General features: G+C 53.2%; 13 protein-coding genes and 1 pseudogene. 5 read left to right on the forward strand and 9 right to left on the reverse strand.

What is annotated here, in order from left to right:
- Positions 1–345: 345 nt before the first annotated feature.
- The 4 genes and pseudogenes from A0V43_RS13765 to A0V43_RS13780 form a co-directional block, all read right to left on the reverse strand.
- The gene (locus A0V43_RS13765) at positions 346–3,252 is read right to left on the reverse strand and encodes an Ig-like domain-containing protein (RefSeq protein WP_063193354.1); all 2,907 of its coding nucleotides are present in this window, start codon (positions 3,250–3,252) and stop codon (positions 346–348) included.
- 372 nt (positions 3,253–3,624) lie between these two features.
- A complete protein-coding gene (locus A0V43_RS13770; RefSeq protein WP_063193355.1) occupies positions 3,625–4,404 on the reverse strand; it encodes a hypothetical protein in 780 nt (259 codons plus the stop codon).
- Between the two features lie 279 nt (positions 4,405–4,683).
- A pseudogene (locus A0V43_RS13775) lies at positions 4,684–6,035 on the reverse strand (C40 family peptidase).
- A 153-nt stretch (positions 6,036–6,188) separates the two neighbouring features.
- Positions 6,189–6,698 (reverse strand): hypothetical protein, encoded by a 510-nt coding sequence (locus A0V43_RS13780; RefSeq protein WP_063193356.1) that lies wholly within the window; start codon positions 6,696–6,698, stop codon positions 6,189–6,191.
- Positions 6,699–6,906: 208 nt separating this feature from the next.
- Between A0V43_RS13780 and A0V43_RS13785 the strand changes: the two genes are divergently transcribed.
- Complete coding sequence (locus A0V43_RS13785) at positions 6,907–7,314, forward strand: helix-turn-helix domain-containing protein (RefSeq protein ID WP_063193357.1); 408 nt, start codon at positions 6,907–6,909, stop codon at positions 7,312–7,314.
- A gap of 121 nt (positions 7,315–7,435) precedes the next feature.
- On the opposite strand, the gene ssb is transcribed toward A0V43_RS13785, so the two are convergent.
- Positions 7,436–7,795, reverse strand: coding sequence for a single-stranded DNA-binding protein (ssb, locus tag A0V43_RS13790; protein ID WP_011232661.1), 360 nt, complete (start codon positions 7,793–7,795; stop codon positions 7,436–7,438).
- Between the two features lie 269 nt (positions 7,796–8,064).
- On the opposite strand from ssb, the gene A0V43_RS13795 reads away from it, so the two are divergent.
- A complete protein-coding gene (locus tag A0V43_RS13795) occupies positions 8,065–8,505 on the forward strand; it encodes a YwpF-like family protein (protein WP_013146485.1) in 441 nt (146 codons plus the stop codon).
- Between the two features lie 56 nt (positions 8,506–8,561).
- Here the strand turns inward: A0V43_RS13795 and A0V43_RS13800 are convergent, their stop codons facing one another.
- From A0V43_RS13800 to A0V43_RS13815, 4 genes are all read right to left on the reverse strand, one after another.
- On the reverse strand, positions 8,562–9,191 hold the full coding sequence (locus A0V43_RS13800; RefSeq protein ID WP_063193358.1) for a class D sortase: 630 nt from the start codon (positions 9,189–9,191) through the stop codon (positions 8,562–8,564).
- A gap of 6 nt (positions 9,192–9,197) precedes the next feature.
- Positions 9,198–10,097 carry a processed acidic surface protein gene (locus A0V43_RS13805; protein WP_063193359.1) on the reverse strand — a complete coding sequence of 300 codons (900 nt, stop codon included), beginning with the start codon at positions 10,095–10,097 and terminating at the stop codon, positions 9,198–9,200.
- A 379-nt stretch (positions 10,098–10,476) separates the two neighbouring features.
- On the reverse strand, positions 10,477–11,853 hold the full coding sequence (locus A0V43_RS13810) for an aspartate kinase (RefSeq protein ID WP_063193360.1): 1,377 nt from the start codon (positions 11,851–11,853) through the stop codon (positions 10,477–10,479).
- Between the two features lie 455 nt (positions 11,854–12,308).
- Positions 12,309–12,743 carry a DUF1284 domain-containing protein gene (locus A0V43_RS13815; RefSeq protein ID WP_011232666.1) on the reverse strand — a complete coding sequence of 145 codons (435 nt, stop codon included), beginning with the start codon at positions 12,741–12,743 and terminating at the stop codon, positions 12,309–12,311.
- 431 nt (positions 12,744–13,174) lie between these two features.
- Between A0V43_RS13815 and A0V43_RS13820 the strand changes: the two genes are divergently transcribed.
- The 3 genes from A0V43_RS13820 (at position 13,175) to A0V43_RS13830 (ending at position 16,077) form a co-directional block, all read left to right on the forward strand.
- On the forward strand, positions 13,175–13,762 hold the full coding sequence (locus A0V43_RS13820; RefSeq protein ID WP_033006607.1) for a hypothetical protein: 588 nt from the start codon (positions 13,175–13,177) through the stop codon (positions 13,760–13,762).
- Positions 13,763–13,975: 213 nt separating this feature from the next.
- Positions 13,976–15,496 carry an aldehyde dehydrogenase gene (gene adh, locus A0V43_RS13825; RefSeq protein ID WP_063193361.1) on the forward strand — a complete coding sequence of 507 codons (1,521 nt, stop codon included), beginning with the start codon at positions 13,976–13,978 and terminating at the stop codon, positions 15,494–15,496.
- Positions 15,497–15,717: 221 nt separating this feature from the next.
- Positions 15,718–16,077: a DUF779 domain-containing protein gene (locus A0V43_RS13830; RefSeq protein ID WP_015375908.1), complete on the forward strand. Its 360-nt coding sequence runs from the start codon at positions 15,718–15,720 to the stop codon at positions 16,075–16,077.
- Positions 16,078–16,137 lie beyond the last annotated feature (60 nt).

Consider the following 16,137-nt stretch of genomic DNA (forward strand, 5'->3'; position numbering starts at 1 on the left):
ACGAAACTATTCGTTCCCTTAGTTCCACCATTAAAGCCAGCGCGGACTTGTCTCTCTTTTTATTGTACCATTTTTCCCTTTTTTCGGAATTAGGAGGACAGTACTAATTCAAACCAAAATCAGATTGTCTCGATTTTTAACGTCCTTAAAACAATGAGGCTCCTTGATGTTTTTCTGACAGTTAAGGAGGAGAGTATGATGATCGCTTTTATTCATCAATCTGCCCTCCGACTTTCACATTGCAACTCATCAAGGTAACCATCATATCCTCAGCCGATCAGCAAGGGGAAAACACATTCGGAATGCAAAAAAGAGGGTCCAGGGTGGACCCTCTTTCCGCCAACATCACTTAACTGTAATTGTCGTTCCAACTTGAATCGGATTTTGAAGGGTGCTTTGATCTTTAACAGCAGCGTTGTTCACGACTTTTACTTTCAAAGCAGACAGCAAGTTAACATCAAGCGTTGCATCACCAACCGCTTTGGTCGTTCCCGTTTGAACGAGAATATCTCCGGAATCAAACGCATTATTTCCGTTTACATCCAAGTACAAGCGGTTATCTGCAGTAGTTGCTTCATTATTGTCAGCACCTTTATCTACTTTTGCTTTAAAGGTGACGACATATTTGCCAGCGTCAGTTCCAGTACCATTGTCAAATTGAACGATGTTAGCGTTGTACGTAGTTGCGACTTCTACACCATTGATGACAAACTGGAAGTCAGAAGGCGTACTAGCTCCCACTTGATTTACAGATTCCGAGAAGCCAAGGACGAGTAATCCATTGCTGGAAATAGTTGCTGTTTTCAATTCAGGCGAAACATCGTCATTCAAACGCACGTTTGCCACTTTCGGATCAGCGATGTTTCCAGCCTTGTCTTTAATGTTATTAATATTCAATGCATACGTGCCGTCTTTCGTGATCGATTTCGCTGGAATATTGAGCGTAACAGTAATGTTTGTTGCTGCACTGCTTGAGCTTCCGCCGTTATGCGCAATCGTTACATAACTTCCAGACGGCAACGGCTTGCCGTTTAACAAGTAGTTGTTGACATCTTGAACTGTGGCCAAATCCAAGCCGACGTTGTCCGTCATCGTCAGCGAGATTGTCGTGCCGGACGTTTGGTTTGTTGCAGCTGCAGCCGATACAGATGTTTCATTCACCACTGGCTTGGAGCTGTCCGACGAAGCGCCGACCGTAAAGGTTGTAACAGCTGCTGCGTTCCGATTTTCTTGAGTGGACAAATCTTTCACAACGTCATTGCCAACTCGCAATGTATACGTCCCAGCGCTCAAAGAGCTGTTAAGCGGAATAATGACTTCTGTGTTATCATCATTGTTTACTGCAGCACCGCCAGCATTCAAACGGCTCGTGAAATCTTCGCCTCCAGCTGTGATCAATCTGAAGTCGGAGCCAATTTTCGCTACGTCCTCATTGAATCTCAAAACAATGGCACCGTTCGTATACGTATTGCCTGCATATTGGCCGCCAGCAGCAACATAAGAAGCACCAGCCACTGTTGGACGAGCAGTATCTTTTGTCAAGGTGATGCTGTGCGTCGTAGCGGATTTCGCGTTACCGTTAACATCTTTGATACCGTTCCCAAGCACGAGAGTACCAGAGAACACCCCGCTGTCGTTAAACGGAACTGCGCTTCCCAACGCTAAGCGAACCGTTTTGCCTGCCGTGCCCGATTTAATAGTCGCCGTGATCACTCCACCTTGTGGATTGCCGTTCAAATCGAGCACCCGTGTATAACCTGCGAATGTCGATGCGTCCATCGCTTTGTCGAATGTCACTTCAATGAGGTTGTCACGGACAACTTTGACATCCTGCACAGTCGGCGCCACTGCATCACTGGATACAGTAAACGATTTCGTCGTCGGATTCGGCTGTAAGAAATTGTTTGCGTAATCTTTAAAATTGAGCAATGTCAAGTCATATGTTTTTCCAGCTTCAAGCGCCTGAGCTGTTGTCAAAATCACTTCGTTTACATTTGAACCTGGTTGAACTGAAGCAGCTTGGCCGCCCACATAGGCAATTGCCCCGTTAGTTTGAACCGGCTCGCTAAATACAAGCGTCACTCTTGTCGTTGTAGATTTCGCAGTAGCTTTCACATCTTTCAATGTCGGCGCCACTGTATCTTTCACAACTAAATTAGTCGAGTATGAATCTAACGTTTTGCCATATTTATCTTTCAAATTCTCGACGATAAACTTGAACGGAGCATCATTGGCAACGCTGAACTGTGAAATGATTCCATTAGTTGTTGTAATCGTTACAGTTTTACCATCATCAGATATCGAAATGTCAGCAGAGCCATCCAACGTTGCAAGTGCTGTAGCGCTGTTATCAGAGCTTTTTTGAACTTTATAGTTATTTTTATTGCTTGCTGTTGAAGTGTCGACTGCTTTATTCAGTTTAATTTCAATTTGTTTAGCATTTACGACGGCAACACTCTCAACTTTGAAAGGAAGCGCCGCTTCATACGCCGCGTTGGCGTCTTGCGCTGCTTTTTGCAGTTCGGCTTTGAACGCATCGGTTACTTTCGATACGTATTGGTTGACTTGGTCAAGCGCGGCTTTTGCTTTGTCCAAGTTGCCTGCTTTGACGGCGTCTTGCGCTTCACGCGCTTTGATCGAGACCGTGATGTCGTAGATCAAGCTGTCGCGCAGTTTTTGCGCTTCGTTTTTGTATTGGGAACGAAGCAGGTCGCGCGTCGATTGGCCGTAGACGCGGTCGAGAATGACCGTGCGCGTTTTGAGCTCGTACGAAATTTTGTGGTAGAGCTCTTCTGCCTTTTTCAAGTCTTTTGCTTCGACAGCTTTCGCCAGATCTTGACGCAGACCGTCAAGCTTGACTGCGTAGTTGTAAGCGTCGATGTACGTAGCCACGCGTGCTTCGCCCGATTTCGGGTTGGCTTTGAATACATACGTTTCGTATGTAGCTTGCAAATCAGCCAAATACGCGTCTTTTTTCGCGCCGCCGGCTTTGTTCACGACAGCGACCGCGTTTGCATACGCTTGTTTCGCTTTGTTGTAGGCGGCATATACGTCGCTGATGTTCGGGAGTTTGCCCGTTTCCGTTACCGTGTGGCTGTACGCATAATACGCTGCTTTAAATTGCGCTTTCGCTTGGCTCACGACCGTCGCCACGTCCGTTGCTGCTTGGGAAGCGTGCGGGTTGGCGGCGACGAAAGCGCTCGCTGCTACAGCGCTGGCTGTGGCGAGTTTGACTGCTTTCTTCTTGTCCATAAAGCCTAAAATCCCCCTTCATTTTTATGAAACTTTAAGACAATGATCCTAAACGGCTGCCGTTTAGTAGATTCATTGCCTAAAAGGTGCTAACATGAACCAAGATCATCCTGTGTGTCCAGATGATAGACTTATTAGCAAGGCTATCATCCAGTGCTAGCACTTTCACATCATTCCTTAATGCTCCACGTCTCCTATAATAATACATTTTTCTTCTAAATTCTAGCCCTAAATACAAATTTTTTAGAGAATATGCCATTGAAATTATTGCCATCGATGGCGACATTGATATGAATATGCCTGTAACAGAAATTTAGAACAATATTTTGGCAGTTTGATGGTTTTGGTTGGCAAACATTTTGTGCAAAAACATCAATCGTTTTTCTTCACCGTGACGTCCATCGGTTGGCCAAGCGTCATTTTGACGACGTCATAACGGTCATCCAAGTACAAATCGAGAAAGCGGAACTGTCCTGCGAATTGTTCCGGGCTGTTCGTGATGGAAAATTGCAGCTGCATGGCGTAATCGCCGCTGTTGGCGAGCTGTTCGGCGATTTTTTCGATCTCTTCCTTCGGCACGTTGTACGCTTTTAAGTAAGAGATCGAGTCGGCGATCGCTTCGGTGTTGTCGTTGAAATAAATGGAGAGTGTCACCGTCGCGCCATCGATGCGGCCTTCAAGCGGCAATGACATATTTTGGCCGTATAAGTACCAGCCGAACAAGCGGCTGCCTTTTTGCCGCTCAATGACGAACGGGACGGATTCCTTTCCTGCCTGAAGAATGTACTGCCCTTTCAATGAGCGGGCGACAAGGGCGAGAAGTTCGTCTTTTGTGAACGGCACGTATTGGATGGCGTCCCCTTGTTTGGCATACAGTCCGCCGCCGAGGCTGTAATAGACGGCGCCGCCTGCCCGTTTTTGGCTGTAGACGCGATACTCGCGCCCTTGTTTCGCCGTCATGGCGGACTGCCATGCTGCTCCGTTCAGGCGGTATAGAGGCGTGTCGCGCAAAATGACGACTTTGCCGATCATGCCTTGTTTCCATTGGACTTGCCCCCATTGGACGGCGGCGTCAACCGTTTGCCCATTTCCTCCGAGGGCGATGGCGGCGGCGAGGCAGATGGCGGCTGCCATTTGGGATGCATGTTTCATCTTCGTTTTCCTCCTCATTTTGGTCATCGGTGTCGTTCTATATAGATGCAATTTGAAGCTTTACCATTTGCAGCTTTTAGCGGGCGTTTGATCGACTGTCGGGCGACCGAACAACGCCGCTTCACAGACATGAGTCTGTGAAGCAGGTGGTTGTTCGGTCCTCCGTCACGCCAAGGCGTGACGGAGAAGCCTGGTGGCTTGCCTGCGACAGTCGAAAAGGGACAAACCGCTTTTCCGTCAAGGATATGGTAAACTTCTTCGTTGCATCTATATAGCATGCTAAAATAACCGCTTCGCCCCCAAGTACCGCTGTTTCCAATACGGTTGGTCGAGGCGGCTCGTCGTCACGCCGGTCGAGGCGCCGCTATGGATGAACTGGCCGTTGCCGATATAGATGCCGGCATGCGATGGGCCGCTCGTGGTCGTGGCGAAAAAGACGATGTCGCCGACTTCCGGGGCGGAAACCGATGCGCCTGCACTCCACATCAAGGCGACGGTGCGCGGGATGGGACGCCTTGTTGCTGAAAGAGATAGAAAATGAAGCCGCTGCAGTCAAACCCCTCTTCCGGCGCATCGCCGCCCCAAACGTACGGGACGCCGAGCAGTTCGGCCGCATCGGCGACGAGTTCGATGACGTCCAGCTTCGCCGCAGGGGCTTGTCCGATCAGGCGCTCGTATGTTTCGCCGTCCACGACGCCGGTTGCGGGGAGTTGGGCCGCTTGTTGGAAACGGCGGACGGCATCGGCGGTGGCGGTGCCGTAGTAGCCGGTGATGGCCGTCCAGAAGTAGCCGAGCTCTTTGAGCTTCGTCTGAATGCGCTTGACGTCTTCGCCGAGCGCGCCGATTGAGAGGCGAACCGCTTGACGCTCGCGTTCGATCGGTGCAGGGGAGGTCGTTTTCGCTTTTACTGCGCTCGCGAGGCGGGCGGCGGTTTGGTTGTCGACCGCGCCGGTCACTGGCAGGCCGTTGTCGCGTTGAAAGCGGCGGACCGCGTCGGCGGTCAGCACCCCATAGTAGCCGGTGATGTCCGAATACGTAAAGTAGCCGAGTTGTTTAAGCTGCTGCTGCAGCTTGCGGACGTCGTCGCCGCGCGAACCGATCGTCAGCGCGTCAGATGACGTGGCCGGCTGACTTGTTGCTTTTTGCTTCAGCCGCTCAAGCGTTGCCCGATCCGCCCGGCCGGTGGCGGGAAGTCCGTTCGCCTGTTGAAACTGCTTCACCGCATCGGCGGTCACCGCGCCATAGTAGCCGGTGATTTGCGGATAGCGAAAATAGCCGAGCTGTTTCAGCCGGCGTTGCAAATCACTGACGGCCGCACCGCGGGAACCGATGGCGAGCGTGTTGTTTGACGCAGGCTTTTTCAGCTTCGCGTAGGTGGCGTCATCGACGATGCCGGTCGCCGGCAAGTTCATCGCCCGTTGGAATGCCTTGACGGCTTCTTCGGTGATGGCGCCAAAGTAGCCGGTCGCTTTTGGGTATGTAAAAAAGCCTTGTTCCTTTAAACGCTGCTGGATTTGTGTGATTTCAGGGGAACTCATGCCTTTTTTCCATTCCGCCGCCTGGCTGTCATCCGGGGCAAGAAAAAAGGACGAAACCATGGCAGCGGCAAAGAAGGCGTGATTCGGTTTCACGGATGCGTCCTCTCCCTTCGCCGCCCCTTTCGTTTGTTGTCGTCTTGTCCTGAGTGGATGTTCAAGATGAGGCGCGGCAATGTTCTAATTTTCAGTATATCGTATGAAAGCCATGAAAGGAAATGCTTTTTTCCATTGGGAGAAGAAAGAAGATCATGAACCGGAATGGGGTGTTCCCCGTTTCGGACGCGACAGATTGGCGAACAAGTGCGATACATGCCGGTCATCGACAAGGTAAATCGACTGCAGCACTTCATAAATGAGCTGTTTTTCTATCGCCAGCCATTCATCTGCACGGATCGGGATGTATTTTTGCCTCGGTTCGTTCCACTCATAAAGGGCGACGGTAAACTTTTTTTGGCGAAGATCGAGCTTGACGATAAACATGTACAATTGGCTTGTGCATTTAAATACAAAATAGAGCTGAGCTTCCTTTGAGCAGGTGATCGTGCGGAACAGCGCCTCGCCTTCCGATGCAAAACGCATCCGTCCACCTTCATTTTTCAGCGAGCGCAGCGAATCGGTGAAACTGGCCGGGGCGATCGTTTTCAGCCGCACGGAAAACGGATTTTTCATTTCCTTAATATAGATACGGTACATGTTTTGCGTATGCTTCTGCCCGTTTCGTTCACAAATGACAAAATCGGCAAGATAGATATTCACCTTGACCCCCTCTTTTTGCTTATAAATTTCCTATTTTTAACTAATTGTACTATGTGTTTCCTGGGCAAAAAAGAGGCCGAACGACAGAATAATCGACAAATATGTTCTAATTTGGAAACGAAGAAATAAATGGTCCAAAAAGGAACAACCATTACCTCCGCGCTTTTCTATCTTTAAAGAGTAATGATGAAAAGCGTGGTGACAAACGATGACAAACCTTGGGGAAACGCTCAAACGATTGCGAAAAGAACGGCGCTGGACACAGGAAGAGCTGGCCGAGCAACTGAATGTATCGCGTTCGCAAATCAGCAAATGGGAAAACGGCAGTTTGCTTCCCGATGTGCAGTCGCTTGAGAAGCTCTGCCAGTTGTTTGACGTCAGCGCCGATTTTTTGCTTGGCGGCGAAACGCGCCAGCGCGAGCTGTTGCGCGAAGTGACGGACATGTACGGAACGGCGGACGTGCACGAAACAGTGCTGGCGGCGTTGGACTACTTGCTTCATAACCAAGAGATGAGCGAAGCAGTGTACACGCTCGCGAAGCTGCCGGATAAAAAGCGAAAACATGTCGAAACGATGATCATGACAATCGTAAAAGAGTGCTCCGAGCTCATGTAGCTCCCCCCGCACGCTGAAAAAAGCGCTAACAACAACGTGCTAGCGCCATCCGTTGGGGAGTGTTTGGGGACACGTTCTTTCTCTTGGGGATTCGCTTTGAAAGGCATGTATGGGGAAACGACTATACGTGCTCCGGCCATTCTGGTTTCTTGCCGGAGTGGAGAAATTGGACGGACTCCGCGACGACTTCGGTGACATAGACGCGTTGACCGTCTTTTTTATCGTAGCGGCGCGTTTGGATTCTCCCCGTCACCGCCACCATCGAACCTTTTCGGCAATAATTGGCGGTATGTTCCGCCGTTTTCCGCCATAAAACGCATGGAACGAAATCGGCGTCAATCCCCCCTTCCGCGTTGCGGAAATTTCTGGCCACCGCCAGTGTGACAGTCGCGACGGCAGCCCCTTCGGCCGTGTAGCGAAGCTCGGGATCTTTCGTCAACCGGCCGACCAACACGACTTGGTTGATCATGTGTTGGCGCATCCCCCCTTTCCTCCACCGCACCTTTATGATAACGAATCTCGTTTTGGGTCGTAAAATCGCGATTTTTGCATTTTTTTGTGCACTCTATAGATACAATCCAGCGAAAAAGGCGAAATCTTCGTCGACAATGGCGGGGCAAAATGGCGTTTTTGGCATCCGACGGAAAACATGCAGATCGTTTTTCAGCAACAGGGGCGGCATCCCGTTTTTCTTCCCTCGTCCGCCTGTGCTATAATCTTGGATAAGACAACGGTAACGAGGTGGACGAGATGAAAACGTTCAAGCTTGTCGGGCTCTCGGTCATCGACGACGACATGCACCGCCAAGACATCCCGTTTATTGACGGGTTGATCATCAACAAAGAAGACGGGCAAAACCGCTGGCTCGTGGAGGCGTATTTGGATGACGACTATGAGCCAATGTTTGTGAGCTTGCAGCGGCGTCCAGAATTCCAACTGCAAGTGACGATCACCCACACGAGCAACGACCCGGCCAACATGCTCGTCGCCGTCCGTTCGATCACGAAAATGAACGGCCACATTAGCGTCTTGATGGAAGGGCTGATGATCCCGCGGCGCACCCATTTGGCGGAAGTCGTGCTGGCCGGCCTTGTCAAGAAAGGGCTGCAAGGCGAGGCGCTGCTTCAAGAGTTTCGCCAGCAAATGCATGAGCGAATCGATGCCAAGGCGCCGCAGGAACGGAAAAGGTAAAAGGCTGGAGAGCGCACTTTCCAGCCTTTTTGTTTGCCTTCCTGCAGGCAAGTGGATCATCCTCTTGGAAACGCCAGGGCATCAACCCGGACCGGGCGGGCGGTGACGATGCAGCGTTTCGGAGCGCGGCCGATGAGGCGAAACGGGTAGCACGTCGTCACCGTCAGCGTTGGGCGCGCTTTGTCGACCAAAACGGTCCGGTCGTCGTCATCAACGATGCGGATGTTGACGATGCGGTAATGGATGGCGGCGCGATCCGTTCGAATGACGAGCGCATCGCCGATCTCAAGCTCGCCAAAGCGGCGGAACACCGTATCGCGGTGCCCGGATAGCACGACATGCCCTTTTTCCCCTGGCCAATCGCTCGCCGGATAATGGCCGACGCCTCGGCGCAATTCTTGTTCACGAACGCCTTCATACACCGGAATCGCCGCCCCGAGCTTCGGAATGGCGAGTTCGCCAAGGCGGGCGCCAAGCGGCACGTCTCTTTGCGCCGAACGTTCCGCTGGAAGGCTTGCGGCCGGCGGTGAGGAAGGCGCAGGGGCATCCCGCTTGACCGCCATCCGACCGACGGTGTACCAATAGCCGTTCCAACCGGCTGTCGCCGCCCCGATGACGATCGCCCAAAGCGCCGCCCATTGGGCGGCCCGGCGCCCCCACGAAAACTGCGCGGGCTTGCCGTTCACGTTCCTTCACCCTTTCAGCCGCCCGACCCGCCGGTAAAGAAGGAACCCGGCGGAAGCGAGCATCAGTCCGGCCAACGTATAGGCCAAATACGGCGACGCCGTCTCCGGCAGTTTTTCCCCATACATCTTTCCTTTCATCTCGACAGCGAGCAGCCCGGCGTCAACGCCTTTCTCCCCCGCGCGGACGATGTAGCCTGATGTGAGCATCTCCCGCGTTATGGCGATATCGGCGACCTTCTCGCCTTGGCGGGTGTACAAGCGAACATGGATGGGCTTCGCTCCGGCCGTCTTGATGTCCGGCACGTCCGCCTTAAGCTCAAGCAGGCGAAGCCCCTCTTCCCACATCGCCCGCAGTTTGTGGCGCTCTTCATCCGTCCACGGCCCTTCCGTCTCCGCAAACGGGCGCAGCCGCTCACGAAGCGCCAAAAGCCGCTCTGCTACCTGCGGGTCGTCAAGCGAGGCGATATGGCGGGTGAAGGCGCGCACTTCTTGTTCCGTCATCCCGAGCACCCCAAGCAAGTCGTTGATTTGCTGCATGGCGGCGTTGTGCTGCGAGTAAAAACGGATGGCCCGGTCTAAGTCTTCGACAAATGTGTAGTCTTGCACCGTTTCGCCAAACTGGCCAAGCAGCGCCTCGAGCTCCTCGACCGTCAGCCCGTGCCGGCGCAGAACGGCATGAAGCCGCTCGTCGGTGATGGGCGTGCCAAGCCATTGTTTCATCTCATCCATGGTGCGAAAATCGGCGGCTGTCAAGCCGTATCGATCTAAATAGTCCAACAAGTCGCTCACCGTCCAGCCGACACTCTCAGCGTACTGCTCCAGCTCGCTTCGGCTGATGGCCGCCGCTCCAGCCGGAAACGAAGCGAAAACAGCGACAAGCACGGCCATTCCTAGCCATTGCCGCATTCGTTCTTCCTCCCTTCCGCTTTCTTTGACGTACATTGGTAGTATTTTCCGAACATGCCGCTCTTATGTACGCCAACGAGCGGAAAAAGAAGAAAGCTCGGCTTGGAGCGCTTGAACGCTCTCCCACCTACGCAAACGCTTAGAGATGGGAGATTCTCGGGAACACCCGCCATAAGGCAGACTGCCAGCTAGACCATCCCCCGTCTGTCCCTGTGATTTGGCGGTTCCAACGAAGTCCTTCTTTCAAGATACTTTGAGCGGCGTTGGGGAACATCCATGATGGGAGACGCTGATTCATTCCCCCTTCGGCTGATCGCGTGAAAGTGGGGCTTCTCGGTTCATAAGAATAGGCGCCCGAGTTTCGGACGCCTGTTTCGCGTTAGGAAAGGTGACTTACGGTTGCCTGTTGGAAGTAGGCGTTGTACAACGCGCGCACCGCCTCGTTGACGACGTCTTCTTTGACGCCGAACATCATGCTCACTTCGGACGAGCCTTGGTTGATCATCTCCAAGTTGATGTTGGCGTCAGCGAGCGCAGTCGTAGCTTTTGCCGCCATCCCGATCGTTTTTTCCATTCCTTCGCCGACGACCATAATGAGCGCCAAGCCGTACTCAATCGTCACCTCATCGACGGCAAGCTCTTCGCGGATGCGGGCGAGGATGCGCTCCTCTTTTCCGTCCGCGAGCTGATCCGCCCGCAAGATGACCGACATGTTGTCGATGCCGGACGGCGTATGTTCGTAGGAGATGCCTTCGTCTTCTAAAATTTGCAGCACGCGCCGGCCGAATCCGATTTCGCGGTTCATTAAATATTTGCTGATGTTGATGCTGCAAAAGCCCGTGTCGCTCGCAATGCCGGCGACCGGTTCGTCGATATGGTTGCGCTTGGCGACGATCCACGTGCCTGGGGCAGCCGGGTTGTTTGTGTTTTTTACGCAAACGGGAATGCCGGCGCGATAGACGGGCTCCAGCGCCTCGTCATGAAAGACGGAAAATCCGGAATACGACAGCTCACGCATCTCGCGGTACGTGATTTCTTTCAGCTTGCGGGCATCGGCGACGATCGACGGGTTGACGCAATAAATCGAATCGACGTCAGTAAAGTTTTCGTACACGTCCGCTTTGACGCCTGCGGCGACGATCGAGCCCGTAATATCCGACCCGCCGCGCGGGAACGTGACGATATGGCCCGATCGGGAATAGCCGAAAAATCCTGGGATGACCAAAACGCCACGCCGTTCGCGCAGCTGCTTCAGTTTGTCATACGACTCCGGAAGCACTTGGGCGTTGCCCGGCTCATCGGTGACGATAATGCCGGCTTCAAGCGGGCTGACGTAGCTCGCCTCAAGCCCGCGATCTTGCAGATAGAGCGCCATGAGCTTTGCGTTATGGTCTTCGCCGCTCGCTTTCATGGCGTCAAACAACCGAGGCGGCTCGCTTCGATAGGCGCTGATTTTCGACTGCAAGTCATCGACAAGCTCGGCCAAAAAGCCGTCGGCTTCCAGCCCCAGCTCATTGGCAATGTCCGCATACCGCTTCACGATCGCTTCCATTGTTTCCTCATGCGGCTCGCCAGCCACAACTTGTTCGGCCAGCTGGATGAGCATATCGGTCACTTTCACATCGTCCTTGTACCGTTTCCCCGGCGCCGACACGACGACGATGCGGCGCTCGATATCCGAGCTGACGATGTCGGCCACTTTACGGAATTGTGCAGCGCTCGCCACCGAACTTCCACCGAATTTGGCTACTTTCATCGTTCATGACCCTTTCTGTCGAAAGTCTCTATAATTGTTTATCATATCACATTTTTCCGCCCATGGGACTATTCATTTTTTAGAAATTTCCGCCAACGTCTAAAACTGCCGCCATCGCCGGCCATGACTCTTTTCAAAACATATAGATGCCACTTGAAGCTTTACCATTTGCCGCTTTTACCGAGCATTGGATCGACTGCCTGGCGACCGAACAACGCCGCTTTCAGCCCCAGTATGGGTCTGTGAAGCGGATGGTTGTTCGGTCTTCCAAGCTACAGGCTTGCCCTCGACAGTCGAAAATGGACAAACCGCTTTTCCGTCAAGGATATGTTAAACTTCTTCGTTGCATCTATCAGATGCCGCTGCAACAGGCCCCCCACCTTGACAAACGAATGACGGCTCAGCGCAGCGCCGTGTTCCCATCGTCCTTCGATTCTTTTTCCGCAAATCACTTCTCACGTTTGCGCCACATTGCCGCGGCGGACGTTGGCGATTCCTTCTTTGCAGACGCCGTACGGCAGCCACGAGCAGTCGCGGCATAACTCGTCCAAATCATCCGGCTTGACCCGTTCCGCCGTCCGCCGAATCAGTTCGGACTTCCAATACACGTTGCCTGGCTCCAAGCCTAAATGGCGAATGACGTTTCCGTCAAGTGAACGGACGTGGGCATCGGAATTTGGACCGGCTTCACACGTTGTCTCCCCATGATGCGGGCAGGCGAGGCACGCCTCATCGAGCGCCGCGACGACTTCAATCGGGAAATCGTCGTGTTCATCGCGAATGCGGGCCACGATCTCCCACATTTTTTCCACGAACGACGGGCTGTAGCCCATGCCGCGAAATCCGTGCACACAAAGCAAATGATGACCGCGCAAACGAACCGGTTTCATCTTTATCTCCCCCTTCCTTTTTTCCGGATGACCTTTGACCAACCGAACCGTGTCGAAGTGAACATTTGGAGATGGGAGTGTCTGTTGGCAGTACTTGGCTTCCACACACAACAGACAGACCTACGCTCGATGTTTGACGGTTGCAACGTTTCCTGCAACCAACTCCATCCATCGAGCAGCCGTTATGGGAGTGCCTTTATTGAACGGTTTTCTCCACGTCTTTATTCTATCATACACAAAAGAAAGGGGGAACGCGCATTCCTCTCCCACTTACTCCCTTTGGTCGTTGAAGAGGGAGTCTCCTGCGCGAAATAGAGATGAAACGATGGATCCCAATCTTCGCTCAAACCGCCGTTTTCCTCCGTCAATTCGGAAACATAACGGATCTGCTTTATCCAGACAGCCGTCATGATACAATGTGAAAGAGAATGATGTTGCTGGGAAAGGACTGGCTGATCATGACGAAAGAAGAATTGGCACGCTCGCTTTCCGTCTTGCTTCATGAGCTGACGAAATCATGGCAGAAAGAAAAAATTCATTCCGATGTGCTCGAAATCATTATGAAGCTGCGCATTCAAACTGATGACGACGAGCAATACGTTGCCGATCTGCTCGGCAACATCGCGTTTGCGAGCGAATCGGCCCATGCGCTCAAGCAAATTTGGGGCTATATGCTGCGCGAGCAAACCTTTCTATCGCCACAGACGATCGAGGCGATGCTCACGGACGCCCAGCGCAAGATCCAGCGCCGGCTGTCAGAGATGACGGCCCGCTATGAGCGTCCGTTTTTGTCCATCGATGACCCGCTCGAGCGGAAACGCCAGCTTGAGCGCTCCTACGGCGCGCTTCTTTTGTTCAACCGGATCGCCACCGACTTTTTGCTTGAGTTCGTCCGCGAAGAAAACGAAACGGCCGCCAGCACCTTTTTTGCAGCTGACCCGAACGAGGCGATCGAAGTGTTCCACCATCTTTGCAGCGTCTACGCAAGCCGCTGGCTGGAAGGCTTGGAAGTCGATTGATGGCCGAACCGTCGATTCAAGTCCTTGAAGCCAACCAAGGGCGCCCCAAACGCAGCGGGGCGCCTCTTCTCATCACCATCTATACGGCTGCATGGACATTTTCGATTTGACAGTATTGTTCAGTCATGATATTGTATTCATTGGAAAGAATTTTTATAATATTCTTTCCTTTGTAAGCGAATACAAAAAACTCAAATGGAGGAGGAATCGGGGATGATCTATGCTCAACCAGGCCAGCCAGGAGCGCTCGTCACATTTAAAAAGCGCTACGAAAACTTCATTGGCGGCAAATGGGTGCCGCCGGTCGACGGCGAGTATTTTGAAAACATCACGCCCATCACCGGACAGCCGTATTGCGAAGTGCCGCGCTCCAAAGCGGCGGACATCGAACTGGCGCTTGACGCCGCCCACGCGGCCAAAGACGCATGGGGACGCACGTCTCCAGCGGAGCGCGCCCGTTTGCTGAACAAAATCGCCGATCGGATGGAAGAACATTTGGAAATGCTGGCCGTCGCCGAAACGTGGGAAAACGGCAAGCCGATCCGCGAGACGCTCGCGGCTGACATTCCGCTTGCCATCGACCATTTCCGCTATTTTGCCAGCTGCATCCGCGCGCAAGAAGGCACGATTTCAGAAATCGATCACGACACGGTCGCCTATCATTTCAAAGAACCGCTCGGCGTCGTCGGGCAAATCATCCCGTGGAACTTCCCGATTCTCATGGCGGCATGGAAACTCGCCCCGGCATTGGCCGCAGGCAACTGCGTCGTCTTGAAACCGGCGGAGCAAACGCCGACGTCGATCCTCGTTCTCATCGAACTCATCGAAGATTTGCTCCCACCTGGCGTCGTCAACATCGTCAACGGCTTTGGCTTAGAAGCCGGCAAGCCGCTCGCCTCGAACCCGCGTGTGGCGAAAGTGGCATTCACCGGCGAAACGACGACCGGACGGCTCATCATGCAGTACGCCTCGCAAAACATCGTGCCGGTCACGCTTGAGCTTGGCGGCAAGTCCCCGAACATTTTCTTCGCTGATGTGATGGACAACGATGACGAGTTTCTCGATAAGGCGCTTGAAGGGTTTACGATGTTCGCTCTGAACCAAGGCGAAGTGTGCACATGCCCGTCGCGCGCCCTCATCCATGAGTCGATTTATGACGTCTTTATGGAACGGGCGCTTGAACGCGTCAAGCAAATCAAGCAAGGCAATCCGCTCGATACGGAAACAATGATCGGCGCCCAAGCCTCCTCTGAACAGCTCGAGAAAATTTTGTCATACATCGACATCGGCAAACAGGAAGGCGCCGAACTTTTGATCGGCGGGGAACGGAACATACTGGAAGGGGAGCTCGCCGGCGGCTATTACGTCAAGCCGACGATTTTCAAAGGACATAACAAAATGCGCATCTTCCAAGAAGAAATTTTCGGCCCTGTGCTCGCGGTCACGACGTTCAAAGACCACGACGAAGCGCTTGCCATCGCCAATGAGACGCTGTACGGCCTTGGCGCCGGCGTCTGGACGCGCGACATCAACACCGCGTACCGCTTTGGCCGCGGCATCCAGGCTGGCCGCGTCTGGACGAACTGCTACCACGTCTATCCGGCCCATGCGGCGTTCGGCGGCTACAAGATGTCCGGCATCGGCCGCGAAACGCACAAAATGATGCTTGACCATTACCAACAAACGAAAAACTTGCTCGTCAGCTATTCGCCGAAAAAACTGGGCTTGTTCTAATACTCACCCACCCGCTCTTTCATCGCCTCCTCGTTTTGAGGCGAAGAGCCCACCATACCATGTTGACAAGGTGTCCCGGTCCGTTTGGGACACCCTCTTTTACCTTGATGACATTGCTGTTGTTTCACTCATTCTCCGCCAAGCGGCGGGCCGCCGATCCGCCGATCGACCGTCCATACCGAAAACAAACGAAATGCATGAATGCAAAGGAGGGACACCCAATGGCTGAAGAACCGAAAGTCATCGCCACCGAAGCAGCGTTAGCGTTAATCGAAAAGCTGAAAGCAAAGTACGGCCCGCTCATGTTCCATCAATCCGGCGGCTGCTGCGACGGCAGCTCGCCGATGTGCTACCCGCTCGGCGAGTTGATCGTCGGCGATTCCGACGTTTTGCTTGGCGAAATCGGCGGCTGCCCGTTTTACATCGCCAAGGCGCAATATGAATATTGGAAGCATACGCAGCTCATCATCGATGTCGTTCCGGGGCGCGGCGGCATGTTTTCGCTTGAAGGCCCGGAAGGCGTCCGCTTTCTCACCCGCTCGCGCGTCTTCGGCCAAAGCGCGGATGCAGGCGCGCCGTAGCCGCCCGTTGCCGATCGTCACCGTGAAGCTGCCAAGCGCCGAGCATCGCGTTGATGCGAG

Source organism: Geobacillus sp. JS12 (assembly GCF_001592395.1).
Taxonomy (GTDB): Bacteria; Bacillota; Bacilli; order Bacillales; family Anoxybacillaceae; genus Geobacillus; species Geobacillus zalihae.